Annotated in this window: 22 protein-coding genes, 1 tRNA gene and 1 other RNA gene; 16 read left to right on the top strand and 8 right to left on the bottom strand. The window is 68.6% G+C overall.

The genetic code is table 11. The annotated features are described in order from the left end of the window. Window positions 1-16 precede the first annotated feature (16 nt). The 3 genes from ppdK to ACZ5M6_RS14945 form a co-directional block, all read right to left on the bottom strand. Window positions 17-2695: a pyruvate, phosphate dikinase gene (ppdK, locus tag ACZ5M6_RS14955; RefSeq protein ID WP_464159026.1), complete on the bottom strand. Its 2679-nt coding sequence runs from the start codon at window positions 2693-2695 to the stop codon at window positions 17-19. 182 nt (window positions 2696-2877) lie between these two features. After that, a complete protein-coding gene (locus tag ACZ5M6_RS14950; RefSeq protein WP_464159025.1) occupies window positions 2878-4320 on the bottom strand; it encodes a hypothetical protein in 1443 nt (480 codons plus the stop codon). An 18-nt stretch (window positions 4321-4338) separates the two neighbouring features. After that, window positions 4339-5844, bottom strand: coding sequence for a tetratricopeptide repeat protein (locus ACZ5M6_RS14945; RefSeq protein WP_464159024.1), 1506 nt, complete (start codon window positions 5842-5844; stop codon window positions 4339-4341). Between the two features lie 249 nt (window positions 5845-6093). Between ACZ5M6_RS14945 and ACZ5M6_RS14940 the strand changes: the two genes are divergently transcribed. The 4 genes from ACZ5M6_RS14940 to ACZ5M6_RS14925 all read left to right on the top strand — a co-directional run bounded on the left by ACZ5M6_RS14940 (window position 6094) and on the right by ACZ5M6_RS14925 (window position 9548). Beyond that, window positions 6094-6603 carry a GAF domain-containing protein gene (locus ACZ5M6_RS14940; protein ID WP_182713303.1) on the top strand — a complete coding sequence of 170 codons (510 nt, stop codon included), beginning with the start codon at window positions 6094-6096 and terminating at the stop codon, window positions 6601-6603. 37 nt (window positions 6604-6640) lie between these two features. After that, complete coding sequence (locus ACZ5M6_RS14935) at window positions 6641-7315, top strand: SDR family NAD(P)-dependent oxidoreductase (protein WP_224764275.1); 675 nt, start codon at window positions 6641-6643, stop codon at window positions 7313-7315. Then, entirely contained in the window at window positions 7315-8160 is an 846-nt protein-coding gene (locus ACZ5M6_RS14930) for an HpcH/HpaI aldolase/citrate lyase family protein (RefSeq protein ID WP_395941968.1), read from the top strand. Before ACZ5M6_RS14935 ends, ACZ5M6_RS14930 begins: the two co-directional genes overlap by 1 nt. A 68-nt stretch (window positions 8161-8228) precedes the next feature. Next, complete coding sequence (locus ACZ5M6_RS14925; protein WP_464159023.1) at window positions 8229-9548, top strand: Hsp70 family protein; 1320 nt, start codon at window positions 8229-8231, stop codon at window positions 9546-9548. Between the two features lie 12 nt (window positions 9549-9560). Here ACZ5M6_RS14925 and ACZ5M6_RS14920 read toward each other — a convergent pair whose 3' ends face one another. Next, on the bottom strand, window positions 9561-10094 hold the full coding sequence (locus tag ACZ5M6_RS14920) for a MarR family winged helix-turn-helix transcriptional regulator (RefSeq protein WP_228185441.1): 534 nt from the start codon (window positions 10092-10094) through the stop codon (window positions 9561-9563). 79 nt (window positions 10095-10173) lie between these two features. On the opposite strand from ACZ5M6_RS14920, the gene ACZ5M6_RS14915 reads away from it, so the two are divergent. Beyond that, window positions 10174-11667: a serine hydrolase gene (locus ACZ5M6_RS14915; protein WP_464159022.1), complete on the top strand. Its 1494-nt coding sequence runs from the start codon at window positions 10174-10176 to the stop codon at window positions 11665-11667. A gap of 137 nt (window positions 11668-11804) precedes the next feature. On the opposite strand, the gene ACZ5M6_RS14910 is transcribed toward ACZ5M6_RS14915, so the two are convergent. Both ACZ5M6_RS14910 and ACZ5M6_RS14905 read right to left on the bottom strand, forming a co-directional pair. Continuing rightward, window positions 11805-12893, bottom strand: a complete 1089-nt coding sequence (locus ACZ5M6_RS14910) for a hypothetical protein (RefSeq protein ID WP_054766452.1) — start codon at window positions 12891-12893, stop codon at window positions 11805-11807. Between the two features lie 391 nt (window positions 12894-13284). Next, window positions 13285-13360: transfer RNA gene (locus ACZ5M6_RS14905), tRNA-Ile, on the bottom strand. A 223-nt stretch (window positions 13361-13583) separates the two neighbouring features. Here ACZ5M6_RS14905 and ACZ5M6_RS14900 point away from each other — a divergent pair. Beyond that, entirely contained in the window at window positions 13584-14336 is a 753-nt protein-coding gene (locus tag ACZ5M6_RS14900) for an SIMPL domain-containing protein (RefSeq protein WP_464159021.1), read from the top strand. 69 nt (window positions 14337-14405) lie between these two features. Here ACZ5M6_RS14900 and panD read toward each other — a convergent pair whose 3' ends face one another. Continuing rightward, the gene (gene panD, locus ACZ5M6_RS14895; RefSeq protein WP_464159020.1) at window positions 14406-14762 is read right to left on the bottom strand and encodes an aspartate 1-decarboxylase; all 357 of its coding nucleotides are present in this window, start codon (window positions 14760-14762) and stop codon (window positions 14406-14408) included. 225 nt (window positions 14763-14987) lie between these two features. Between panD and sppA the strand changes: the two genes are divergently transcribed. The 3 genes from sppA (at window position 14988) to ACZ5M6_RS14880 (ending at window position 17980) form a co-directional block, all read left to right on the top strand. After that, entirely contained in the window at window positions 14988-16766 is a 1779-nt protein-coding gene (sppA, locus tag ACZ5M6_RS14890; RefSeq protein WP_348683535.1) for a signal peptide peptidase SppA, read from the top strand. A gap of 115 nt (window positions 16767-16881) precedes the next feature. Beyond that, window positions 16882-17205: a hypothetical protein gene (locus ACZ5M6_RS14885; RefSeq protein WP_191554389.1), complete on the top strand. Its 324-nt coding sequence runs from the start codon at window positions 16882-16884 to the stop codon at window positions 17203-17205. Window positions 17206-17218: 13 nt separating this feature from the next. Beyond that, window positions 17219-17980 (top strand): peptidoglycan recognition protein family protein, encoded by a 762-nt coding sequence (locus tag ACZ5M6_RS14880; protein ID WP_464159019.1) that lies wholly within the window; start codon window positions 17219-17221, stop codon window positions 17978-17980. On the opposite strand, the gene ACZ5M6_RS14875 is transcribed toward ACZ5M6_RS14880, so the two are convergent. Beyond that, a complete protein-coding gene (locus ACZ5M6_RS14875; protein ID WP_464159018.1) occupies window positions 17977-18855 on the bottom strand; it encodes a hypothetical protein in 879 nt (292 codons plus the stop codon). The two genes, ACZ5M6_RS14880 and ACZ5M6_RS14875, sit on opposite strands and share 4 nt — an antisense overlap. Window positions 18856-18967: 112 nt before the next feature. Here ACZ5M6_RS14875 and rnpB point away from each other — a divergent pair. From rnpB to ACZ5M6_RS14840, 7 genes are all read left to right on the top strand, one after another. Then, window positions 18968-19347: RNase P RNA component class A (rnpB, locus tag ACZ5M6_RS14870), an RNA gene on the top strand. Between the two features lie 410 nt (window positions 19348-19757). Further along, window positions 19758-20234 carry a division/cell wall cluster transcriptional repressor MraZ gene (locus ACZ5M6_RS14865; protein ID WP_054766445.1) on the top strand — a complete coding sequence of 159 codons (477 nt, stop codon included), beginning with the start codon at window positions 19758-19760 and terminating at the stop codon, window positions 20232-20234. Then, on the top strand, window positions 20231-21199 hold the full coding sequence (gene rsmH, locus ACZ5M6_RS14860; protein ID WP_464159017.1) for a 16S rRNA (cytosine(1402)-N(4))-methyltransferase RsmH: 969 nt from the start codon (window positions 20231-20233) through the stop codon (window positions 21197-21199). Before ACZ5M6_RS14865 ends, rsmH begins: the two co-directional genes overlap by 4 nt. After that, window positions 21196-21645 (top strand): cell division protein FtsL, encoded by a 450-nt coding sequence (gene ftsL / locus ACZ5M6_RS14855; protein WP_444571467.1) that lies wholly within the window; start codon window positions 21196-21198, stop codon window positions 21643-21645. The genes rsmH and ftsL overlap by 4 nt, the downstream gene beginning before the upstream one ends. After that, on the top strand, window positions 21642-23414 hold the full coding sequence (locus tag ACZ5M6_RS14850; RefSeq protein ID WP_054766442.1) for a peptidoglycan D,D-transpeptidase FtsI family protein: 1773 nt from the start codon (window positions 21642-21644) through the stop codon (window positions 23412-23414). The genes ftsL and ACZ5M6_RS14850 overlap by 4 nt, the downstream gene beginning before the upstream one ends. After that, complete coding sequence (locus tag ACZ5M6_RS14845; RefSeq protein WP_464159016.1) at window positions 23411-24868, top strand: UDP-N-acetylmuramoyl-L-alanyl-D-glutamate--2,6-diaminopimelate ligase; 1458 nt, start codon at window positions 23411-23413, stop codon at window positions 24866-24868. Before ACZ5M6_RS14850 ends, ACZ5M6_RS14845 begins: the two co-directional genes overlap by 4 nt. Next, the gene (locus tag ACZ5M6_RS14840; RefSeq protein ID WP_464159015.1) at window positions 24861-26291 is read left to right on the top strand and encodes a UDP-N-acetylmuramoyl-tripeptide--D-alanyl-D-alanine ligase; all 1431 of its coding nucleotides are present in this window, start codon (window positions 24861-24863) and stop codon (window positions 26289-26291) included. The genes ACZ5M6_RS14845 and ACZ5M6_RS14840 overlap by 8 nt, the downstream gene beginning before the upstream one ends. The last annotated feature ends 6 nt before the right edge of the window (window positions 26292-26297 follow it).

The raw sequence follows: 26297 nt of genomic DNA, 5'->3' as shown, positions 1-26297 counted from the left end.
GAAGAATGGGGCGCCCCTAGCGGTCCTTCTCACGCTCACCGCTCAGGGCCGCCTGGGCCGCCGCCAGGCGGGCGATCGGCACGCGGTAGGGCGAGCAGGAGACATAGTCCAGGCCGGCCTTTTCGCAGAAGGCGATCGACGACGGATCCCCGCCGTGCTCGCCGCAGATGCCCAGCTTGACCTCGGGGCGAACCGCACGGCCTCGTTCGGTGGCGATCTCGATCAGGCCGCCGACGCCGTCCTGGTCCAGACGCACGAAGGGGTCCGTCTCGAAGATGCCCTTGTCCAGATAGGCCTGCAGGAACCGCCCTGAATCGTCGCGGCTGATGCCGAAGGTGGTCTGGGTCAGGTCATTGGTGCCGAAGCTGAAGAACTGGGCGTGCTCGGCCAGATCGCCCGCGCGGATGGCGGCGCGGGGCAGTTCGATCATGGTGCCGACCAGATAGTCGACGCTGTCGCCGGCCTCGGCGAACACCGCCTTGGCCGTGCGGTCGGTCAGTTCGCGCAGATATTTCATCTCCAGACCCAGGGCGACCAGCGGGTGCATGATCTCCGGGATCGGCGCCTGGCCCGAGCTCTTCTTCACCTCCAGCGCCGCCTCCAGCACGGCCCGGACCTGCATCTCGTAGATCTCGGGATAGGCCACGCCCAGCCGGCAGCCGCGGTGGCCCAGCATGGGGTTGGTCTCGTGCAGCTCCTTGGCCCGGCGCTTCAGCTTCTCGGCGTCGATGCCCGACGAGGCGGCCAGGGCGTCGATGTCCTCGTCCGTATGCGGGATGAACTCGTGCAGCGGCGGGTCCAGCAGGCGAACGGTGACGGGCAGCCCGGCCATGATCTCGAACAGTTCGACGAAGTCCGACTTCTGGAACGGCGCGATCTTGGCCAGGGCCGTGCGGCGCCCGGCCTCGTCGTCGGCCAGGATCATTTCGCGCACGGCGGCGATCCGGGTGTCGTCGAAGAACATGTGTTCGGTCCGGCACAGGCCGATGCCCTCGGCGCCGAAGCCGCGCGCCGTCTTGGCGTCCAGCGGGGTCTCGGCGTTGGCGCGCACCTTCAGGCGGCGCACCTTGTCGGCCCATCCCATCAGGGTCTGGAAGTCGCCGGTCAGCTCGGGCTCGATCATCGGCACGGCGCCGTCCAGCACCTCGCCCTTGGAGCCGTCGATGGTGATGATGTCGCCGGTCTTGAAGGTGCGGCCGCGCGCGGTGAAGACGCCCTTGGCCTCGTCGATGTGGATCTCGCCGGCGCCGGAGACGCAGGCCCGGCCCATGCCGCGCGCCACCACGGCCGCGTGGCTGGTCATGCCGCCGCGCGCCGTGACGATGCCGCGCGCCGCATGCATGCCGTGGATGTCTTCCGGGCTGGTCTCCTCGCGCACCAGGATGACGGCCTCGCCTAGGCCGGCCAGACGCTCGGCCTCGTCGGCGTCGAACACGATCTTGCCGGTCGCGGCGCCGGGCGAGGCGGGCAGGCCGGCGGCGATGACGGTGCGGGGCGCCTCCGGGTCCAGGGTCGGGTGCAGCAGCTGATCCAGCGCCGAGGGCTCGACCCGGCTCACGGCCTCTTCCTGGCTGATTACGCCTTCCGCCGCCAGATCGACCGCCACCTTCAGCGCCGACTTGGCGGTGCGCTTGCCGTTGCGGGTCTGCAGCATCCAGAGCCGGCCCTGTTCGACCGTGAACTCGATGTCCTGCATGTCGCGATAATGGCTCTCCAGCTTGTTCACCACCTCGACGAACTGGCCGAACACCTCGGGCATGGCCTCTTCCATCGAGGGAGCGGTTTCGCCCATCTCCTCGCGGCCGATCCTGGTCAGGGACTGCGGCGTGCGGATGCCCGCCACCACGTCTTCGCCCTGGGCGTTGATCAGGAACTCGCCGTACAGCCGCGCCTCGCCGGTCGAGGGATTACGGGTGAAGGCCACGCCGGTCGCCGAGGTCTCGCCCATATTGCCGAACACCATCGACTGGACATTGACGGCCGTGCCCCAGCTTTCGGGGATGTCGTGCATGCGGCGATAGAATTTGGCCCGGTCGTTCATCCAGCTTTCGAACACGGCGCCGACGGCGCCCCACAGCTGGTCCTTGGGATCCTGGGGGAAGGGGTGGCCCAGCTCGCGCTCGACCACGGTCTTGTAGTCCTCGACGACCCGCTCCCAGTCCTCGGCCTTCAGATCGGTGTCGACGCTGACGCCCAGCCGGTCCTTGTGGGCGTCCAGCACCTCTTCGAAATCGTCGTGGCTGAGGCCCAGAACCACGTTGGAATACATGGTGATGAAGCGGCGATAGGAATCGAAGGCGAATCGCCGGTCGCCTGACAGCCTGGCCAGACCCTCGACCGTCTGGTCGTTCAGGCCCAGGTTCAGCACCGTGTCCATCATGCCCGGCATCGAGGCCCGCGCGCCCGAACGCACCGAGACCAGCAGGGGATTGTCCACGTCGCCGAAGGTCTTGCCGACCACGCCCTCGACCTTGGCCAGGGCCGTCTTCACCTGGTCTTCCAGATCGGCCGGATAGGTCTCGCCGTGGGCGTAATAGTAGGTGCAGACCTCGGTGGTGATGGTGAAGCCGGGCGGGACGGGCAGACCCAGGGCGGACATTTCCGCCAGGTTCGCGCCCTTGCCGCCGAGAAGGTTCTTCATCGACGCGTCGCCGTCGGCGGAGCCTCCGCCGAAGCCGTACACCCACTGAGTCATCTTAAGCCCCTGAGCTTTGTCTTAAGGTTCGGCGGGTTGACCCGCTCGCACATGCGGCCTGCTCTAGCGCGGCGAAACCGGCTTGACCATGGCGTTTGTAACAAAGCGTGAGCCTGAAACCGGTTTCCGATCCTCGGTTTTTCGATCACGCCGAACCGTCGGACTGCGCCGTACAGGGACGATTACCAGCCGCGCCCGCCGCGACTCCAACGATCATCGCCATAGTAGCGGTTGTCCGGCACATAGCGGCCGTCCCGATCATACCAGCCATAGCCCTGCTGGTACCGATCATAGCCGTCCAGCGGATAGCCGTAGTCATAGTACTGACCGTCTTCCGCCTCCCACCAGTCGCGCGGATAGGGGCTGTATTGGCAGTCATAGCCGCGGTCGCCGCCGCCCCAGGAGGGGACGTAGCGGTCGCGGTAGCGGTTTTCGAAACGGGGGCGGCACAGGTCGCGCGACCACACCCGATTGTCGCGGGCCTCGATGCTGGCGCGCGGCTCGCCATAGATGGCGTCGCGGACGGCGGCGAAACTGTTGTTTGTGATCACGGCCCGGCCCGAGGCGGCGGCGACCCCGACCTGATCCACCCGGACGCGGTTCTGATCGAACAGCAGTTCGCCGTTATAGAGGACCGCGCCCTTGTCGCCCTTGCAGATCCGGCTGTTGGAGACCGAGACCGAGGCGCCCTCCACCGCCACCCCTTCGACATAGCCGCAGATCTTGGCGTTGCTGACGGCCACCTGACCGTAGTCGCGTGAGGCGCGGACGATCAGGCCGATGGCGCGGGGCCCGAAGTTGTTCGGCTGTTCCGAGCCGATCAAGGTGACCGAGGTCAGGCTGGAGGGGGCGGCGGAGCCCGGCGTCAGATCCACGCCCGACACGGCCCCGGTTATGGCGGTTTCGTACAGGGTGACGGCGGCGCCGTCGGCGACCACGGCGGCCGAGACGGTGCGGGCGTCGATCAGAACGTCGCGCAGGTCCAGAAGGCCGCCGTCGGCGTAGATCGCCGCCTCGTCCCCGGCGTGGCGGAAGCCGACGCGGCTCATGACGATTTCAGCGCCATAGCCGATGACGCAGGCGGCGTCGCCGGCGTGGGGCGAGGCGAAGACCAGGTCGCGGACCTCTACCCGGACGCCGGGGGCGGCGGTCAGGCAGGGCAGGCCGTCGGGCGCCTGGAGGGTGGGCGTGGCCGCATCCCAGCGGCGCGGATCGAAGCCGCTGTCGCCGATCACGGTCATGGGCTTGTCGATGTTCAGCCAGCCGACGCAGGCGCCGCCCTTGGCCCGGATGATCAAGGTCCCGCCGGGACGCACGCGCTGGACCGCGCTCTCGATCGCGCCGGAGCCGGGATTGCCGCCGCAATCGACCAGAACGACCTCTTCCTGGTGCGGGGGACGGGGCAGGGGACGCCAGTCGGGGCCGCGATACCGGCCGTAGTCGTAGCGGCGATGGGCGCGGGGCCGGCTGCGGGTCGGCGGGTCCAGCAGGACGCCGAAGTTCGGCCGGGTCTGGGCCTCGACCTTGGCGGCGACCTGGGCCTGGACCGGGTCGGGCAGGGTCGTCAGGGCGGCCAGGGCGAAGGCCGCCAGGAGCGAGACTTTCGCGAGCGAGCGGATGTTCATGCGACCAGACCCTCCGTTTCAGCGGCGCTGTTGTTGGGCGCGGGACACCTGCGACAACAAGGCCTGCAGGCGCGAAGCCGAGGGGCCGAAGCCCGACAGCGCGGATTCGATGCGGAAGGCGACGGCCTCGGCCTTGTCCTGGTCCGCCACCCCGGCGACGCCGAGGGCGAAATAGGTGGACATGGCGAACTTGGCCTCGGGGCTGCCCTGGCGGGCCGCCTCCTCGAACCATTTGAACGACCGGGCGTAGTCGGGGGGCAGGCCGATGCCTTCGGCGTACATGACGGCCAGGACCAGCTGGGCCTCCGACGAGCCGTTGACGGCGGCCAGCTGGATGGCGCGGACCCGTTCCAGCGGCGACAGCCGGCTCTCGGTCGCATGGCCGAGCATGGCTTCGAAGGCCTCGATCTGCTGGCGGGAGAGCTGTTCGGGGGCGGTGACGGCCTCGGGCGTCACGCCCAGATAGCGCAGGGCGCGGCCCACATGGATGAAGGGCAGTTCGCCCTGAAGCCGGGACAGGGCGTATTCATAGGCGTCGCCGCGCGGGCGGCTCTCGTCCGAGAAGGGGACGCCGGAGGCCGGGGCCTCCAGCGGATAGAATTCGAAGGGCGGGGTCCACTGACGCGCCTTGGCCTCGACGAAGCCTGCATATTGGGCGCGGCCGGGCGAGGAGCGCTCGAAGTCCTTCATCAGCACATAGGCGCCGACGTCGCCGGTCTGGACCGCCAGATAGTTGTAGAGATAGGCGTCGACGTCGTTCCGCTGGAACAGATTGACCGCCGCCCAGTAGCCGCCGCGCGAACGCGGCTGGCCCAAGCTCTTGCCCTCGGGCTTGCGGCCGAGCGCCTCACGGGCCTCGCGATTGTCGGCAGGCTCGCCGAAGGGGCCGTAGAGACCGTCGTGGAGGCGGGCCAGGGTGCGATAGCCCTCGGCGTCCTGGGTGGAGAGGACGTAGATGACGCGGTCGCGCACCGCCTCCTGCTCCTGCCGGCTCATCCGCGACAACTGGCGGTCCAGCACCTGATAGGCGCGGTGGCGTTCGAAGGCGCGGCAGTCGTCGTATTTCGACAGGCGGCGCAGACCCCCTCCGAACAGGCCGCCGCCCTGGGGTTCGACCCCGTTGATCGGGGCGTAGCCCTCGTCATTGGCCAGGGCCATGGCGTACCAGACCGAGCTTTCGATCGGATCCTCGATATTCTTGTCGGTGGCGCGGACGGCGGCGTAGCGCGAGCCCAGCTCCAGCTGGGCGAAGAAGTCGCCGCGGAAGGCGGCGCGGCGCAGGTGGCGCAGGCTCGCCTCCTGGGCGTTGAATTCGGATCCCGTCACCGAGGCTGGGCGGGGGCAGGACAGGGCGGCCTCGTTCTGGGCCCCTCGGCGCCAGAAGCCGGGGGCGCCGTCGCCGCAGCTGGCCAGAAGCAGGACGGCGATCAGCAGGACCAGAACCGCCACGGCGCCGCCGGCCAGGGGCATGCGATGCCGCTGGAGCTGGGATGGACCGTGACCGGCGTTGTCGTACTCGCCCATACCTTCCTGTCGCTCCCGCAATCCCAACTGGCCGACGCGACGCAGGACGGCGCGCCGACGCCGACGGGTCAGACCGCCAAACATGGTTAACAATGTTTTGCGACAAAGCGGCGCCACAGCAAGCGGCAAATTTGGCTACGCCGAACCTTGTTGTGCGATTTCCGGTATTTAACAAATTGAACCCTGTGGACGAAGGCTCGCTTCCGGTGGCGGGGGCGCCTATATCGGCTGCGAATCGAAGGAGCGCCCATGTCCTATGTCCCCCGCGACGACCGCCCCGCCGACAAGGCGGACCGCTATGCCGAGGTCGAGGCCGAGATCCTGGCGGTGCTGGACGGAGAGCCGAATTTGACCGCGCGGATGGCGACCGTGGCCTCGATGCTGGCCGACGCCTTCGACCACTATTTCTGGACCGGCTTCTACGTCGTCGCGCCGGACAAGACGCCGGATGGGGCGGACGAACTGGTGGTCGGACCCTATCAGGGGACGCTGGGCTGTCTGCGGATCGCCTTCGGGCGCGGGGTGTGCGGGACGGCGGCGGCGACGCGCCAGACCCAGCTGGTCGAAGACGTCCACGCCTTTCCCGGTCACATCGCCTGCGACAGCCGCTCGGCCAGCGAGATCGTCGTGCCGGTGCTTGACGTCTCGGGCGAACTGATCGCCGTCTTTGACGTGGATGCGACGACCCCGGCGGCCTTCGACGCCGTGGACCAGGCGGGGCTGGAACGCCTGATGGCCAAGGTCTTCGCCGCAGGCTGAGCCGACAGACGAGAGGGGCAAAGGGATGGAGGACGAGATGAAACGGGTGATCGCGATCACGGGCGGGCACGGGGTGCTGGGCCGGGCCGTGCTGGAGGCCGCCCTGGCGGCGGGGCTGGCGGTCGCCGTCATCGACCACGCCGAAGGCCATCCGGTTCCCGCCGGAGTGCTGGAGGTCGGCGGCGTCGATCTGACCGACCCGGCCCAGGCCGAGGAAGCCGTGGCCTCTGTCATCAGCCGCTACGGCCGGCTGGACGTCCTGGCCAATATCGCCGGCGGCTTCGTCTGGCAGACGACGGACGAGGCGCAGCCGGCCTGGGACCGGATGCAGGCCCTGAACCTGACCACCGCCCTGAACGCCAGCCGCGCGGCTCTGCCCTATCTGAAGGCGGCGTCGGACGGGCGGATCGTCAATGTCGGTTCGGCTGCGGCGCTGAAGCCGGGCGCGGGCATGGGGGCTTACGGCGCCGCCAAGCTGGGCGTCCACGCCCTGACCCAGGCCCTGGCGGAGGAGCTGAAAACCACGTCCGTAACGGTCAATGCGGTGTTGCCGTCAATCATTGATACGCCCGCCAACCGCAAGGACATGCCCGACGCCGATCCGGCCGCCTGGGTCGCCCCGGCCGATCTGGCGGCGGTGATCCTGTTCCTGGCCTCGCCCGAGAGCCGGGCCATGACCGGCGCCCTGGTTCCTGTCACCGGGCGGGTCTGATGTCGGGCGAACTGGCTCGCAGCGTCCTCTATCTGCCGGCCTCCAACGCCCGGGCGATCGAAAAGGCCCGGAACCTGGACTGCGATGTCGCCGTCCTTGATCTGGAAGACGCCGTGGCGCCCGAGGCCAAGATCGAGGCGCGGGTGGCCGCCGTGGCGGCGGTGAAGGCGGGCGGATTTCGTCCCCGTCTGGGCGTGCGGATCAACGCCCTGGACACCGACTGGGGCGAGGACGATTTGGACGCTCTGGCTCAGGCGGGCGCCGGCCTGATCGTCGCGCCCAAGGTGGAGACGGTCGAGACCGTCTACGCCCTGTCGGCCCGCGCGCCGGATGCGGCCCTGTGGGCCATGATCGAGACGCCGCGCGGCCTGATCGCCCTGAGCGAGATTGCGGCGGCGGGCGGGGGGCTTCAGGGGTTGATGCTGGGGGTCAACGACCTGGCCAAGGCCCTGAGGACGGGCGCGTCGCCGGATCGCGAACCGTTCAAGCCCTGGCTGGCGGCCCTGGTGGTCGCGGCGCGGGCGCACGGACTGCTGGCCATCGACGGGGTGTTCAACCGGATCGAGGACGTCGACGGCCTGGCGGCCGAGGCGGCGCAGGGCCGGCTGTACGGCTTTGACGGCAAGAGCCTGATCCACCCGTCCCAGATCGCCGCCGCCAACGCCGCCTTCGCCCCGTCCGAGGCTGAGGTCCAGGCGGCGCAGGCGGTGGTGGCGGCCTTCGCCGCGCCGGAAGCCGAGGGGCGAGGCGCGATCCGGGTGGGGGGCGCCATGGTCGAACGTCTGCACCTGGGCCAGGCCGAGGCCTTGCTGGCGCGACACGCCGAGGCGACGAACCGCCGGTAGAGCCCCGATCCGGCGTTTCCTAATCCGCCGGGACACTGTAGGAAGCCCGCCCTTCGAGGAGCCGGGTCATGACCACGCCGCAACCGATCACGATCGGCATAGACTTCGGCACGACCAATTCGGTCGTGGCCCTGGCCGATCCTGCGACCGGCGCCGAGCTGGTCCGTTTCACGGTTGACGGGGCGGGCGGCGTCTCCACCTTCCGCTCGGCCCTCAGCTTCCAGTTCCACCCGGCCGAGGACGGCGGCCGTCCCGAACGGGTGGTCGAGGCCGGACCCTGGGCCATAGACGCCTATGTGGACGATCCGGTGGACACTCGGTTCATCCAGTCGTTCAAGACCTTCGCCGCCAGCGCCGCCTTCACCGAGACCCGCATCCACGACCGGCGCTATACGTTCGAGGATCTGCTGTCCGCCTTCCTGCTGAAGCTGCGCCACCATGCGGGGGCCGCCATGGCCGCCCTGCCGCCCCGCGTCATCGTCGGCCGCCCCGTGACCTTCGCCGGCAATCGGCCCGACGAGGCCCTGGCCCTGTCGCGCTACGAGACGGCGTTCAAGCGGCTGGGGTTCCGGGACGTCCGCTACGCCTATGAACCCGTCGGCGCCGCCTTCTATTTCGCCCGCACCCTGGAACGGGACGCCACCGTCCTGGTCGCCGACTTCGGCGGCGGCACCAGCGACTTCTCCATCGTCCGGTTCGAACGCACGCCCGAGGGGCTGAAATCCACGCCCCTGGCCCAGTCCGGCGTCGGGGTGGCCGGCGACGCCTTCGACTATCGGATCATCGACCATCTGGTCTCGCCCGAACTGGGCAAGGGCAGTTTCTACACCAGCCTGGGCAAGACCCTGCCGGCGCCCCAGCGCTACTATTCCGCCTTCGCCCGCTGGGACCAGCTGGCCCTGCTGCGGGCGTCGCGCGACATGCGCGACATCCGCGCCCTGGCGACCACCTCGCTTGAGCCCGAGAAGATCGAGCGGCTGATCGAGGTGCTGGACGACAACCACGGCCACGCCCTGTACCGCGCCGTATCCAGCCTGAAACAGGATCTGTCGCGGGACGAGACGGCCGATTTCCGCTTCGTCGCGGGCGGGGTGCGGATCGAGGCGACGGTGACGCGGGCCCAGTTCGACGCCTGGATCGCCCCCGAACTGGCCGAGATGGAGGCGGCGCTGGACCAGGCCATCGACCGCTCCGGCCTGGACCCCTCCGCCATCGACCGCGTCTTCCTGACCGGCGGCACCTCCCTGACCCCCGCCGTCCGCGCCCTGTTCACCCGCCGCTTCGGCCCCGACCGGATCGAGACCGGCGGCGAGTTCGAATCCATCGCCGCCGGCCTGGCCCTGATCGGACTGGAGCCGGACGTCGAACGCTGGACCCAGGGCGGCTGATCCGCAGCAGCTTCAGTCTTCCGCCGCCGTCATCAGGCGACGCAACACCGTCTCCGCCTCCCGCCTCTGGGTTGGGTCCAGCGGGGCCAGCGCGCGTTCGGCCATCGCGAAGCGCGGATCAATAAAGCCCTCGACCAGATCCAGCCCCTCGGGCGTCAGCTGGGCCAATAGACGCCGACGGTCCTCCTGCACGCTGTGACGCGACACCAAGCCCCGCGTCTCCAGGCGTCGCAGGCAGGCCGTCAGGCCGCCCGAACTCAGCAGGACACGCTTAGCCAGATCCGTCGGCGACAGTTCGAAGGGCGCGCCGGCGCGGCGCAAGGTCGCCAGCACGTCATAGTCGGAATAGGACAGGCCGTGTTCGGCCAGCATCTGCACCACGGCTTCTTCGTACCGTCGCCCCAGCCACAGGATGCGTCCCACGATGTTCAGGGCGTCGGCCTGGGTTTGGGGCCGCGCGTTTCGCCAGTCAGCCAGGACGGCGTCGATCACGTCCGGCGAGGAGGGGGTCTGGATCATGGGGGGAGGATAGGCGGTGAAAACCACGCGCACAAACCTTTGTGTAAAATATCTTGACGTAAAATAATTTGATGCAAAGATATCTGGATGTGACGGAGGATTTGACGTGGCTTTGAACAAGACCTGGCGCGCGGCTGCCGCAGCTGCCTGCGCCCTGCTGAGCGGCGCGTGCGCGACCTCGATCCAGGCCGCCCAGCTCCAGTCAGCCCCGTCACCGTCCGCCGTCGCACCCGATCTGAGCGCGGCCTTCGACGCCTATATGAAGGCGGCGGTGCAGAACGCGGCCTTCAGCGGGACTGTCCTGGTCGCCGCGCACGGGAGGCCTGTCTTCCGGGGAAGCTATGGACTGGCGAACCGGGCCTTCGACGTCCCCAATGACACCGACACCGTCTATCAACTGGCCTCGGTCACCAAGCCCTTCACCGCCCTTCTGATCATGATGCTGCAGGAGGAGGGGCGGCTCAGCGTCGATGACCTGGCCTGCGACCACCTCGCCGACTGTCCCCCGGCTTGGCGGGCCGTCACCGTGCGGCAGCTGCTGACCCACACCTCGGGAATCCCCAACTACACCAGCCTGCCGGACTGGGATGAAACCCAGGACAGCCGAACCTACGGCCCGGGCGGCGTCGTGGCCCTGGTGCGGGACCGGCCGCTCGAATTCGCGCCGGGCCAGGGCTATCGGTACAGCAACACCGGCTACAACCTGTTGGGTACGATCATCGAACGGGTCGCCGGCAAACCCTATCCGGAGGTCCTTCGTGAGCGGATTCTGGCGCCGCTCCACATGGATCATACGGTCTTCAACGCTTCTCGCCGGATCATCCCTCATCTGGCGACCGGCTACTATTCGATCGGCTCCACCTTCATCGAGGCGACGCCGCAGTCGATGACCGGCGTCTACGGCGAGGCGGGGCTCAGCAGCACCGTGGACGATCTGTCGACCTGGGCCCAGGCGGTCGGCGCCGGGCGGCTGGTCTCGCCCGCCTCCCTGGCCCAGATGACCGACGGGGCGCGCAACAACTACGGCTTCGGCTGGGAGATCCGCTCCTGGCATGGTCGTCGTATGGTCGGCCATGCGGGCAGCGGGCCGGGATTTTCGAACATGGTCGCCCGCTTTCCTGACGACGACCTGACCATCGTGGTCCTCAGCAACAGCGACGAGGCCAGCGGCGGCGGGACGGCCCGGGCTCTCGCCGGCCTCTACTTCGGCGAGGCGACGTCCTTGCCGGATGTTCAGCCCAAGACGGTGATCCTGGACGCGGTGATGGCGGGCGGGGCCGAGGCTGGAATCCGCCAGTATCAGGCCATGAAGGCGGCCCAGCCCTCGGCCGAAGCCTTCGCCACCGATGAACTTTTGGTCGAGATCGGCTATGAACTGTCCGGCCTGCCCGCGATGGAGGAGGCGCGCCGCCTGTTCGCCTTCACCCTCGAACAGTTTCCGCAATCGGCCTTCAGCCATGACGGCCTCGCCGACCTTTCAGCGGCCGAGGGCGACTTTGCGGCGGCGATCGCCCATTTCGAAACATCGCTGCGGCTTGATCCAGACAATGAGTACGCCCGCGAGGGGCTGAAGCGCCTAAAAGGCCTCCCTGAAAGCTGACGGCGAGCGCTGTCGGACCGAGTCTTCCGCGAGTTCGAATCCATCCCCGCCGGCCTGGCCCTGATCGGACTGGAGCCGGACGTCGAACGCTGGACCCAGGGCGGCTGAGGCTCGCGCTGCGCGTTCGGCGCGACGTCTCATTTCTTCGCAGGCTTCTCCGCGGTCGGGGCTTGCGGCTGAGACGGCTTGTCCGCCGTCGGCTGCCGCTCCTTCCAAGCGAACAGGTTCCGATTGTTCCAGGCGACGCGGATCGTCGCGGATTTGAACTCTCGCACCGCCACCTCATAGGTGGTGAAGGCGCCCTCATGGCAAGGCGGCAAGGCCAGCCGCATCGCCAAATTGTCCTTGATCAGGAAGGCGGAGATGTCTTCTGGAGACGGCGCGGTTTCAGAATGGAAAAGGAACCTCAGTTTTACGTTCGTCACCGGATATCGCATCGAAGATATGGAGTAGAACGGTTCTTTTGCGTTGTATTCATCGACCAGATGAATGACAGTCGTTCTCTTGACGATCACATTGAAGAATGCGCCGAAATTCTTGTAAATCGAATGTACTACCTGGTTGGGCAGTATGGTTATGAGCGGATTTCGAGGCAGGGATTCGTTGTAGATCTCGATCACATTGATCGATTTTTCGTTGCCCTGCTTTATGATTTCCCCCTTGATCGAGCGATGTCCGACCTGGGCGTCAAAGACTTGGTGGTCGGGGTCTATCGACGCCTTTTCCCCATCCACCTTGGTGGTCGAATGATAGGCGCCCACGTCGGGTTGGTTGGCGTGGAAGAATTGCTTCCTCGTCAAAATTGCCCGCTTCATGTCGGGCTCGGCGAAGCTTAGGGTGACGTCGGTCTCCAAAACCGACAGTGGGACGCGCGCATTGTCCCAGTATTCGATCGCCTGTCGAACCCAGATGCCCAGCACCACCAAGGGTATGACGCTCGCCGCCAAGAACAGATAGCCGCCGATCGGCACGTCTGGATAGATCGGCGTCGGGATTTGCAGGAGGGCGATGAAGGTGTCGACGGCGTCGTGGGTGCAGACCTTGGGCAGTTCGCCTGCTTGGCCCGCCGCAACAGCGTTCAGCCGGTGGGCCAAGGCAGGATCGCTGATCGCCACGCATTTTCCATACTCTCGGATCGGCGGCCAAAAGATCGCCGCCCAGCCCGCGATCCAGGTTATGGCGCCCGCCAACCAACCCAGCCTGTCCCACCACCTGCCTTTGAACATCACGCGCCTCCCGGTGGCATAAAGCTCGTTTTCAGCGAACGCGGCAATCCAAAAAGGAAGGGCCAAAAAGCAAAAAGGACAGGGCTGGTGAGGCCCTGTCCCTTTCACTCGCCGTTCGGCGAAAAACCAGCAGCCCGCTGGCGGGGCTTAGATCGTTTCGGTCGCACGCATACTCATTGCCTCGCTTCCAGAGTCGGAAAATACCGACGTTCAGAGCCTAACGGCCCATGATTAAGAAAATCCCTTCGCCGCCGCCGTGTTCCCGACGGTTGGAAGAGAGAGAAGTGGGTGTTCGACATCGACCGCACAAGCGATCTGCTGTTTGACTACTTGTGTTCGGCCGTTTCGGCTAGACCCCTGAGGGCTGAGAAATTCAGAGAAAGAAGTCCCGTGGTAGGCCCGGAGGGACTCGAACCCCCAACCAGACCGTTATGAGCGGTCGGCTCTAACCATTGAGCTACAGGCCCCCAGGGACGCGGCCGAGAGGCGCGGCGCGGCGGGAGGAACGGCCTAGCAGGGGAGGGCGCGGCTTGCCAAGGGCCTGATCTTCGCCGCGTCCGTTTCGGCGAATTCATCAAGATGAACGGAAACCGACATCGACGACCGGACGTTCGTTCAGGCGTAAAAGGCCAAGGTTACGGCCATGGATCGACGACCCCGTCGGTCGGGATCTTCCACGGAGACATCTTCATGAAACGCGCCTTCCAATCCCTGATGCTGGGCGGGGCCCTGACGGCCGCTGCGGTGATGGGCGCCGTCGCGCCGGCTGCGGCCCAGACGGTCCAGCCGGGCGTCCAAATGATGCAGCCTCCGCCCTCGCTGAACCTGTCGGCCTATGGCGAGGTCAAGGCCGCGCCGGACATGGCGACCATCAGCTTCGGCGTTCAGACCGAGGCGGCGACGGCCCAGGAGGCGATGCGCGACAATGCGACCCGCATGACCCAGGTCATGGCCGCCCTGCGCCGCGCCGGCGTCGCCGAGCGCGATGTCCAGACCTCGGGCCTGAACCTGTCGGCGCAATATGACTATCAGCAGAACGAACCGCCCAAGCTGCGCGGCTATCAGGCCGTGAACCGGGTGACGGTGACGATCAACGACCTGACCAAGGTCGGGACCACCGCCGACGCCGTGGTGGCCGCCGGGGTCAATCAGATCGACGGCATCAGCTTCGGCCTGAAGGATCCCTCGGCGGCCGAGGACCAGGCGCGCCGACTGGCCGTGCAGGCGCTTCAGGCCAAGGCCCAGCTGTACGCCCAGGCCCTGAACGTCCAGCTGGCGGGCATCCGCAACCTGAGCGAAGGCGGCGGCTATGCGCCCCAGCCGCCGCAGCCGATGTTCGCCGCCCGCGCCGTGGCGCTGGAAAGCCGTGACAGCACGCCGGTGGCCGCCGGCGAACTGACGGTGCGGATCGACATCACCGGCGTCTACGACGTCGCCCGCTGATCCTGGGCGCAGAATGAGAAAGGCCCGCCGTCGCCGGCGGGCCTTTTTTGCATCGGCGACGATCTCGGCTCAGGCCGCGCGCTTGATCTCGTTGTTGTCGTCCAGCAGCACGACATTGGGCGTCCACTGGCGGGCTTCTTCCTGGGGCAGCTGGCCGTAGGTGACGACGATCACCTTGTCGTTCTTCTGGACCAGGCGCGCGGCGGCGCCGTTGACGCCGATGACCCTGGAGCCGCGCGGGGCCTCTATGGCGTAGGTGGTGAAACGGGCGCCGTTGGTGATGTTCAGCACATCGACCTGTTCGTTCGGATAGATTCCGGCCGCGTCCAGCAGGTCCATGTCGATGGCGATCGACCCCTCGTAATCGAGGTCGGCCTGGGTCACCGTGGCCCGGTGCAGCTTGGACTTCATCAGGGTGACCAGCATGGACGGCGGTCTCCGAAATAGGACACGGGGCGATAGGCCCCCGCTCGCAGGCGGCTCATATAGGGATTTCCGCCCTCCGCATCAATCGCGGCGCCGCATCGCAACCGCGGCCGTGTGCGGCGCCGAACTGCGCCCGCACGTTGCACGACGTTCATTTGACGGTGACTGTTCCCGCTCTATGGTGCGGCTGAGCCATTCCGGCCTCTTGCGAGCGCGCCTTTTCCCATGAAGCAATTCTTTCTGACGGTTCTGGGGGTTTTCACCGGACTGATCCTGTTCGTCGTCGTGGTCCCGGTCGTTCTGCTGACGGTCGCCATCGCCGGCGCCTCCAAGCCGACGACGCCCGCGACCATGGTGCTGGAACTGGACCTGCGCGAGGGGATCAGCGACCAGCCCTCGACCAATCCGTTCGCGGCCTTCGGGGGATCGAGCCTGTCGGTGACCCAGGTGGTGGACGGTCTGGCCCAGGCCCAGGAGGACGCCGGCGTCAAGGCCGTGCTGGTCCGCCTGCCGGAAAGCGGCATGACCCCGGCCTCGGCGGATGAGCTGCGCCAGGCGATCCGCCGCTTCCGCGCCTCGGGCAAGCCGGTCATCGCTCACAGCCAGGGCTTCGCCCCTGCGGGCGCGGTGATGTCCACCTATATGGTCGGCGCCTCGGCGTCGGAACTGTGGATGCAGAACACCGCCGGATTCCAGGCCACCGGCTTCTCGGCCGACAGTCTGTTCTTGGGGCGCGCCTTCGACAAATACGGCGTCCGCGCCGATTTCGAGCAGCGCTACGAATACAAGAACGCCGTCAACGAATACACCCAGAGCGACTACACCCCCGCCCACCGCGAGGCGATGACGGCCTGGATGACCTCCATCTATGACAGCGCCCTGGCCAACGCCGCCCAGGACCGCAAGACGACCTCGGCCGCCCTGAAGACGGTGATCGAGGCCGGCCCCTATTCGGCGGAACAGGCCCTGGCGAACAAGCTGGTCGACAAGATCGGCCAGGTCGAGGAGGCCGAGGCCGAGATCAAGCGCCGCGCCGGCAAGGGCGCCGAGATCGTCAAATTCGGCAAATACGTCTCTGAAAAGGGCGAACGGACCGGATCAGGCCGCAACGCCATAGCCATCGTCGGCGGGGAAGGGGCGATCGTGACCGGCCGCAGCGACGGCGGCGGCTTCGGCGGCGGCTCCTCCATCCATTCTGACGATACGGCCGAAGCCATCTATGACGCCATCGAGGACAAGAGCGTGAAGGCCATCGTCTTCCGCGTCTCCTCGCCCGGCGGCTCGCCCGAGGCGTCGGAACAGATCCTGGCCGCCGTGCGCGCGGCCAAGGCCGCCGGCAAGCCGGTGGTGGTCTCCATGGGCGCCTACGCCGCCTCGGGCGGCTATTGGATCAGCTCTGAAGCCGACTGGATCGTGGCCCAGCCCTCGACCCTGACCGGCTCCATCGGCGTGTTCGGCGGCAAGTTCGTGATCGCCGACGCCCTGGGCCGGTTCGGCGTGGACATGCGCGAGCTGACCGTGGGTGGTTCCTACGCCGACGCCTTCTCCCCGACCCAGCCCTTCACCAACAGCCAGCGCGCGGCCTTTGCGGCCTCGATGGACCGGATCTACGACGACTTCATCACGCGCGTCGCCACCGGCCGCAAGCTGGAGCCTGCGCGGGTGCGCGAGATCGCCAGGGGCCGGGTCTGGACCGGCGCCCAGGCCCTGCCTCTGGGACTGGTCGATCAGCTGGGCGGGCTGAACGAGGCGGTGGCCAAGGCCAAGGCCCTGGCCAAGATTCCGGCCGGCGAGTCGGTCCGCTTCAAACATTTCCCCAAGCAGAAGTCGCCGTGGGAGGCCCTGTCGGAAATGTTCGGGGTCCAGAGCGAGGCGGCCCAGGCCCTGGTCATGCTGGGCGGGGTCATGGCCGACCCTCAGGCCCAGGCCGTCATGCGCCGCATCGAGGGTGAGCGGATGCGCAGCGAGGGCGCGGTCATCCTGGCCGATCAGCCGCTTTTCTGAAGGAGGCGTGACGATCCATCGCACACAGGCGTGAGGGGGCGCTCCATTGACCGCACGGCTCAATGGACCGACATTGAGGCTTGGGCGTTCTGCGGAACGTCTGAAAGGATGATCCATGTTCCAGTCTGAACGTCTCGCCTCTCTGGGCGTCGCGGCCCGTCGCCGGCCCAACGGCCTGGTGTCCTCCATCCTGTGGGTCGCCAGCCTGATCGCCGCCGTCGCCGCCATGGCGGTGGGCGCGGTTCTGGCCGTCTTCACCGCCGCCGCGGTGGCCGTGATCGCCCTGTTCGCCGGCGTGCTGGTCTTTCTGGCGGGTCTGGCCATGCGGGCGCGCCGCAACCTGACCCCGCGCCGCCGCGCTGGAGACCCCGAGCTGATCGAGGCGCACAAGGTCAACGGCACCTGGGTCGCCTACGGCTGGGACCGCCACGGCCGCTGAGGCCCCCTGAACCATGGTTGAGCTGATCGCGGCGCCCTCGCCGAACTTCGATGCGCGCCGCGCGCCGCCCGATATGCTGGTGCTGCACTATACCGGGATGGAGACCGGCGAGGCCGCCCTGGCGCGGCTGCGCGACCCGGAGGCCAAGGTCTCGGCCCATTATCTGGTCGAGGAGGACGGTCGCATCTTCCAACTTGTGCCCGAGGAACGGCGCGCCTGGCACGCCGGCCGGGGCGTGTGGCGCGGCGAGGACGACTGCAACGCCGCCTCGATCGGCATAGAGATCGTCAATCCGGGTCATGAGTTCGGCTATCGCCCCTTTCCCGAGGCCCAGATCGCCGCAGTGATCGCCCTGATCGGCGATATCCGCCGGCGCTGGACCATTTCCGACAACCGCATCATCGGCCATTCCGACCTGGCGCCCGAGCGCAAGACCGATCCCGGCGAACTCTTCCCCTGGAAGCGGCTGGCCGAGGCCGGACACGGCCTGTGGTTCGAGCCGGCGCCCGAGCGGATCAAGGCCCTGGGCGGTCTGCTTCAGAAGGGCGACCAGGGGATCGGGGTCGTGGTCCTGCGCGCCGGCCTGCACCGGCTGGGCTATGGGCTGGCGCCCGGCGGCGACTATGACGCCGAGACCGAGACCACCATCCGCGCCTTCCAGCGCCACTGGCGGCCCGGCCGCATCGACGGCGTCGCCGACGGCGAGACCCGCGCCCGTCTGGTCGGCCTGTTGCAACTGGCCAGCGTCGAAAGCGTCACGGGCGTGCTGAATTAGACCGTTCGCGCGCGCGTCATCGCCGCCAGCAGTCCGACCCCCAGCCAGGCGCCCAGGATCGGGCTCATGCCCACCCCGACCAGGGGAACCGGAAAGGCGCCGAACAGGGGCGTGACCGCCCAGGCGGCCAGACACAGGCTCAGTGCGGCCCCGGCCAGTCTCAGTCGGCCTTCGGATCGTGTCAGGGCGGCCGGAACCGCCGTGAAGGCGGCCAGACCGATCAGGGCCAGCCCCCCGATCAGGGGCGAGATCTGGAAGGCCAGGCCGACGATCTCCTCAACCTCCGCCACCGGCTGCAACGGATCGGGCCGCATCCAGGCCGCCGCAGCCGCAAGTCCGGCGAACAGGATCAAGGCGGCCTTCGCTCCACGGCTGGGCGCGCGAAAGGCGGCGACCAGGATCAGGACCGCCGCCAGGGTCGTGGTCTGAGAAGCGTCCGGCTGGGCGACCAGCAGGATCAGGGCCACAACGGCGGCCGCCTGGGTCGCCCAGACCACCCAACGGTCCTCGGCCGCCGCCAGCACGACCGACAGGGACGGCAGGACGACCATGGCGATATTGACGTGCAGAGGCCCGGCTTCGATCCAGCGATGCACCCCCTCCTGGGCTGGATTGAAGAAGCCGGCGGCCAGCCCCGTCACGGCCAGTCCGGCGACCGCCAGCGCCGCCCCCGGCGAGACGACGCGCCGCCCCGCCGCCGCCAGGGCAGCGGCGATCACCGCCCCGACCAGCCAGGCCGCCAGGTTCCGTCCCCAGGAGGCCGCCGATACGCCGCTGAGGGCGCAGACGGCGGCGCCCAATCCCACGGCGGCCAGGGACGCCAGGCCGAATACCGCCATCAGCCGCACGCTCTTGTTCGTCGCCGTCTTCGTCATGGTCTCGCCCCTCCAGCCACGCCCAGCAGTCACGGCGCCCCCGGTCTCGTCAAGCCGCGAATGATCCGCCCGCTGTTGACCTGGGGGCCCAGGCGGCGCATCTACCCCCCCGCCAGACGGCCGGGCGGTCGCGGCGGACTTCGCGTCCGTCGAGGAAAGTCCGGGCTCCACGGTGAAAAGGCGGCGGATAACTTCCGCCCGGGGCGACCCGAGGGATAGCGCCACAGAAAGCAAACCGCCTCCCGTTCGCGGGCGGCAAGGGTGAAAGGGTGGGGTAAGAGCCCACCGCGGACCTGGCGACAGGGACGGCATGGCAAGCCCCGCCTGGAGCAAGACCAAATAGGGACATCGTGCGGGGTTCGCCTCGCGGGGCTCACCGCCCTGGATGTCCGGGTAGGTCGCGAGAACCGTTCAGCAATGGACGGTCCAGAGGAATGATCGTCGCCGTCCTTCGGGGCGGAACAAAACCCGGCTTACAGGCCGTCTGGCATATCTTTTTTGAGGGCCTATCGGCCTTCGGCCTGCTTGAGGCGGTTCTTTGGCCTACCGGCCTTCGGCCTGATTGAGGCCGGTCATTCGGCGCCGGTTTGCGCTTCCATCCCCATCTTTCGCCGCCGGATCGGACCGTCCACAGGGCGGGGCCCGTTAACCTCTTGTGGGCGCTGGACCGCCTACACTGATCCACAGCCTGTGAATACTTCGCATGTTCCATTTATGTTCTCTTTGTGCGTGGCGCTTCAAGTCCAATCGCGTGAAAACATGGTTAAGTAACACTGCTGATCCCATTGAGACCCATTCAATCCCATGCTATCCCATTCCCATGAGATGGGGCTGAGAGGCGGGCGCGGCGGGCGTTCGTCAGGCATCTAAGGGACGGGCCGAAGGGTTCGATTGGGCAGGGCGTGTTTCTCTCGACCTACGAGAAGCAGCTGGACGGCAAGCGCCGTCTCCTGATCCCCAATGATTTCCGCACGGCCGAAAACGGCGCGGCCGGCGGCGTCTTCATCTTTCCCTCCATCGAGGCCGACTGTCTGGAAGCGGGCGGGGATCGCCTGTTCGCCGTCTATGCCGAGATGATCGAATCCCTGCCGTTCGGCTCCGAGGAGCGTTCGGCCCTGGAATGGCAGGTCATGGGCGAACAGGTCCGCCTGGCCTATGACGCGGGCGGCCGCATCACCCTGCCTGAATCCCTGTGCGCCGAAGCGGGTCTGGAGGACACGGTCGTCATCGTCGGCTTGAACGACCGGTTCCAGATCTGGTCGCGCGAGAAGTGGGCGGCCCGTCGCGCCGAACAGCGCGCCCTGGCCAAGGCCGGCATGGCCCAGATCGGCGCCCTGAAACTGGCGGCCCAGATGAAGCTGGCGGGAGGCGGTTCGTGAGCGACGCGCCCCACGCCCCCGTCCTGCTGGCCGAGGTGATCGAGGCGCTCAAGCCCGCGCCGGGCGACGTCGTGATCGACGCCACCTTCGGCGCCGGCGGCTATACGCGCGCCATTCTGGCGACCGGCGCCGAGGTGATCGCCCTGGACCGCGATCCGACGGTTCAGCCCCACGCCGACGCCGTGGCGGCCGACTTCCCCGACCGGTTCCAACTGGTCCGCACTCCCTTCTCGGGCCTGGCCCAAGCTTTTGCCGACAGCGGCAAGGCCCGGCTGGACGGCGCCGTCTTCGACATCGGCGTCTCGTCGATGCAGCTGGATCAGGCCGAGCGCGGCTTCTCCTTCATGCGCGACGGCCCGCTGGACATGCGGATGTCCGATGAGGGCGAGACCGCCGCCGACATCGTCAACGGCTGGGACCACGGTCCCCTGGCCCATATCTTCAAACTGTACGGCGAGGAGCGTCAGTCGGGCCGGGTCGCCACCGCCATCCTGCGTCGCCGGGTCGAACAGCCCTTCACCCGCACCCTGGACCTGGCCGAGGTGGTCGAAAAGGCATTGGGCGGCCGTCGCGGCGCGCCGATCCATCCGGCCACGCGGGTGTTTCAGGCTCTGCGCATCGCGGTGAACGACGAACTGGGCGAGCTGGAGCGCGGGCTGGAGGCGGCTGAGGCGACCCTGGCGCCGGGCGGCCGTCTGGCCGTCGTCACCTTCCATTCGCTGGAGGACCGGATCGTGAAGGCCTTCCTGACCGAGCGGACCGGCAATACGCCGGCCGGATCGCGTCACGCCCCGATCGCCGTCGATCCGCGCAAGCCCAGCTTCACCCTGCAGTTCAAAGGCGCGCGCGAGGCCGGGGACGAAGAGCGGTCGGCCAATCCCCGCGCTCGCTCGGCCAAGCTGCGGGCGGCGATCCGCACCGAGGCCCCGGCCTGGGCGCCCCAAAAGAAGAGGATGGCGGCATGACCACGGCGCCCTTCTTCGGCTATTCCCGCAACGCCCTGCAGCGGCTGTTCGACTGGAAGATCCGCGGCGTCCGCTGGATCGAGATCATCGGCGTGGCCCTGGTCGCGGTGATGATCGTCTCGGTCTATGCGGCCAAGGCCGCCGCCGCGCGCGAAAGCAGCCGCATCGCCGAGCTTGAGCGCGACATTCGCGAAAACCGCCAGCGGGTCCGCCTGCTGCGCGCCGAGGTGGCCCGTCTGGAACAGCCCGCCCGGCTGGAAAATCTGTCGCGCCAGATCGGCATGGCTCCGGTCGACGTCCGTCGCCAGGCCGATGAAGCCCAGTTGCCGCACCTGAAGTCGGCCGCGGCGCCTGCGTCCCCGGCTCAGCCTCAGGCCGCCACCCCGTCCGCCGCCCCGTCCTCCGGCCTGTTTGCCGACGACTCATCCGATGAGGCGGCGCAATGACGGTTCAGGATCATCGCTATCACCGGCCGGCGCCGGGCGTGGATCTGCAAGGCCGGCTGTCGCCCTTCTGGCGCTGGCTGTCGGAACTGGTCTGGCGGCTGGAGCACGGCTTCGAACGCGCCCGCGCCGACGCCCGGCCGGAAGAGGACACCCGCGTCCGCATCTTCCTGATCCTGATCGTCTTCTCCTGCGTCTTCGCCGGTCTGGCGCTGGGGGCCTCCTACCGGGCCCTGTTGGCCCCGGCCGGCGCCCGCGGGTCCGGCGCCAGCCCCGACGCCCTGGTGCGCGGCGACCTGACGGACCGCAACGGCGAGCTGCTGGCGATCAACATCGTCCACTACGGCCTCTATATCGACCCGGCGGAGATCTGGGACCGCGGCCTGGCCTATCGCCAGCTGCGCCGCGCCCTGCCGCGCATTCCGGCCGAGCGGCTTCGGCGGGTGCTGGACGGCGACCGCCGCCTGATCGTGTTGACCGGTCTGACGCCCCAGGAGAAGGCCGCCGTCCACGATCTGGCCCTGGGCGGCGTCACCTTCGAGCCCGAAGATCGCCGCGCCTATCCGCTGGGAACCTCCGCCGTTCACCTGATCGGCGACGCCGATACGGGCGGGCAGGGGATCTCCGGCGCCGAACTGGCCTTCAACGACGAGATCCGGGCGGCGGGCCAGCGCGGCGAAAGCTTCCCCCTGTCGATCGACCTGCGGGTGCAGGGGGTGGTCGAGAACGAACTGGCCGCTGCGGCGATCAAGAACCAGGCCAAGGGCGCGGTCGCCATCGTCACCGACGTCCAGACCGGCGAGGTCCTGGCCATGGCCAGCTGGCCCAACTTCAGCCAGTCGAACCGCGGCGCGGCGCCCGACGGCGCGACCCTGAACCGGGCGGTGTCGGGCCACTATGAAATGGGCTCGGTCTTCAAGACCTTTACGGTGGCGGCCGGTCTCGACACCGGCCGGGCGGACATGGGCACCCTGTTCGACGCCTCCGAGGCGTTCCAGATCGGCGACCGCAAGATCAAGGACTTCCACGCCCAGAACCGGGTCATGACCCTGGAAGAGGTCTATCTGCACTCGTCCAACATCGGCACGTCCCAGCTGGCGGTGCAGATGGGGCCGGACACGATGCGCGACTATTTCCGGCGCCTGGGGCTGCTGGACGCCTCCACCATCGAGCTGAAGGAATCGGCCCGACCGGTCCTGCCGCGTCGCTGGGACAACTCGACCCTGGCCTCGCTCTCCTTCGGCTACGGCATCATGATCACCCCGGCCCAGATGGTTCAGGCCATGGGCGCCCTGACCAACGGCGGGCGGATGGTGCCCCTGTCCCTGCGTCGCGGCGGCGCGCGCGGCGCCAAGCCGCAGCAGATCGTCACCGAGGACACCTCGCGGGCGGTGCTGGAGCTGATGCGCGCCAATGTGGTCAAGGGCTCGGGCGGTTTCGCCGACGCGCCGGGGCTTCGTGTCGGGGGCAAGACGGGCTCGGCCAACAAGCTGGTCAACGGCCGCTATGACCCCAGCCACGCCCTGGGCTCCTTCGCCGCCGTCTTCCCCGTGGACGGGCCTCTGACCGCCAAACGCTACGCCGTCTTCGTCCTGATGGACGAGCCGGGAACCTATCCCAAGACCGGCGCCTATGTGGCCGCGCCCGCCGTGCGCAACATCGCCGACCGGATCGCCGGCTTCCTGGGCGTCGAGCGCCGCGCCGACCGCTGGCGCACGGCCTCGGGCGAGAAGATCCCGCAATATCAGGACGTGCAGGGGGACGGGCTGTGAGCGCGCTTCACCTGTCCGATCTGCTGCGCCGCGACCTGGCGTCCGATCCGATCATCACCGGCGTGACCGCCGACAGCCGCAAGGTCGCGCCCGGCGCCCTGTTCGTCGCCCTGCCGGGTACGACGGCCGACGGCCGCGCCTTCATTCCCCAGGCCCTGGCCCAGGGCGCCGCCGCCGTCCTGGCGCCGGCCGATACGCCCGACGGCGTCGCGCCGGTCCTGGTCACCTCGGGCGACGTGCGCCGGACCTACGCCATCGCCGCGCGCGGCTTCTACGGCGCCCAGCCCAAGACCTGCGTGGCGGTGACGGGCACCAACGGCAAGACCTCGGTCGCCGCCTTCTGCCGCCAGATCTGGGCGGGCCTGGGCCACAAGTCGGCCAGCATGGGCACCCTGGGCGTCGTCGGTCAGAAGGGCGACAAGACCTACGCCCTGACCGGCCCCGGCCTGACCAGCCCCGACGCGGCCGAGGCCGCCCGCCTGATGGCCGAACTTGCCGCCAAGGACGTGACCCATGTGGCGGTCGAGGCCTCGTCTCACGGCATCGACCAGCGCCGTCTGGACGGGGTGGCCCTGACGGCGGCGGCCTTCACCAACCTGACCCAGGACCATCTCGACTATCACGGCACCATGGACGCCTATCGCGCCGCAAAGCTGCGCCTGTTCGAGGCCCTGCTGCCGCGCGGCCGCACGGCGGTGCTGAACGCCGATTCCGACGCCTATTCCGCCTTCGCCGCCGCCTCCATCATGGCGGGCCTGGGGGTCATGGGCGTGGGCGAACGCGGGCGCGACCTGACCCTGATCGGCCGCCAGGCGACGCCGGAGGGGCAGCGCCTGACCCTGGACGTGCAGGGCGAGGTGCGTGACATCCTGCTGCCCCTGGCCGGCGCCTTCCAGGCCTCGAACGCCCTGGTGGCGGCGGGCCTGTGCATCGCCGCCGGCGACCGGCCCGACGCGGTGATCGGCGCGCTGGAGGGCCTGACCGGCGCGCAAGGCCGGCTGCAACGGATCGGCGCCGAGACGGGACGCGGCGAGGTCTATGTCGACTACGCCCATACGCCGGACGGGCTGGAGACGGTGCTGACCGCCCTGCGCCCCCACGCGACCGGCCGTCTGATCGTGGTCTTCGGCGCCGGCGGCGACCGGGATCGCGGCAAACGGCCCCTGATGGGCGAGATCGCGGCGCGTCTGGCCGACGTCGCCATCGTCACCGACGACAATCCCCGCTCGGAAGACCCCGCCGCCATCCGCGCCCAGGTCCGCACCGGCTGCCCCGATGCGCTGGAGATCGGCGACCGCCGCGCGGCCATTGAAGCCGCCATCGAAATGATGCGCGACGGGGATGTGGTGGTGATCGCCGGAAAAGGGCATGAACAGGGCCAGATCGTCGGCGGGACGACTCATCCCTTCGACGACGCCACCGTCGCGTCCGAGGCCCTGTCTTTGTATGCCTGATACACCCGCCCGCCCGCTCTGGACGGCCGCCGAGATCGCCGCCGCCACGGGCGGCGTGCTGCACGGCGACGACCGCCCCGTCACGGGCCTGACCTACAACAGCCGCGAGATCGTCCCCGGCGACCTTTTCCTGGCCCTGAAGGGCGCGCGCGACGGGCATGAGTTCGCAGCCTCCGCCTTCGCCGCCGGCGCGGCGGCCGCCCTGGTCGACCGACCGGTCGAGGGCGGACCCTATGTCGTGGTCCCCGACACCCTGGACGGGCTGGAGGCCCTGGGCGTCGCCGCCCGCGAGCGCGCCCCCCAGGTCAAGCGCGGCGCCGTCACCGGCAGCGTCGGCAAGACCAGCGTGACCCAGGCGATCAAGGCGGGGCTTGATCTGGCCGGCCCGGCCCACGCCTCGATCAAGAGCTACAACAACCATATCGGCGTGCCCCTGACCCTGGCGCGGATGCCGGTCGAGACCCGGCGCGCCGTGTTCGAGATCGGCATGAACGCCCCCGGCGAGATCGCGCCCCTGTCGCGCTTCGTCGCCCCCCACGCCGCCTGCGTCACCACGGTCGGCCCGGTCCATATCGAGGCCTTCACCGACGGCGAGGCGGGGGTGGCGCGCGAGAAGGCCGCCATCTTCCAGGGTCTGGTCCCCGGCGGGACGGCGGTGGCCAACGGCGACGTCGCCTTCTCGGGCCTGCTGTGCGACGCGGCCAGGGCGGTCGGGGCGCGCCTCGTGACCTTCGGGACCGATCCGGGCCATGACGCCCGCCTCAAGGACTTCCGCCCGGACGCCGAAGGCGCCACCGTCTTCGCCGAACTGTTCGGCAAGCCGCTGGAGTACCGCCTGGCCCAGTCGGGCGCCCACTGGGGGCTGAACAGCCTGTGCGTCCTTCTGATGCTGAACGCCCTGGACGTCGAACTGGAGACGGGGCTTCAGGCCCTGGCCGGCTTCCAGCCTCTGGCGGGACGCGGCCAGACCCGCACCGTCGCCGTCCCCGGCGGCGCCTTCACCCTGATCGACGAAAGCTACAACGCCAATCCCCTGTCGATGACGGCGGGGTTCAAGAGCCTGGGCGCCCGCCCGACGACCGGTCGTCGGATCGTGGTTCTGACCGACATGCTGGAGCTGGGCGACCAGAGCCGCGCCCTGCACGAGGGTCTGGCCCAGCCGATCGAGGCGGCGGGTCTGGATCTGGTCCACGCCGCCGGTCCGCAGATGCGTTGGCTCTACGAGGCCCTGCCGACCTCGCGTCGCGGCCTGTGGCGCGAAACCGCCGCCGAACTCGCCGCCGAGGCGTCCGTGCTGGCGGGCCCCGGCGATATCGTCATGGTCAAGGGATCGAACGGGTCCAGGGCGTCCCTGGTCGCCAAGGCCCTGGCCGATCTTCAAACCGCCCCTTCAAGCCCTGACACGCCCCCGGCGCCCCGATAGAGACCC

Source organism: Brevundimonas sp. Br13 (assembly GCF_055391505.1).
The sequence above is the reverse complement of the archived record's forward strand: the minus strand, read 5'-3'. Positions and strand labels throughout refer to the sequence as shown.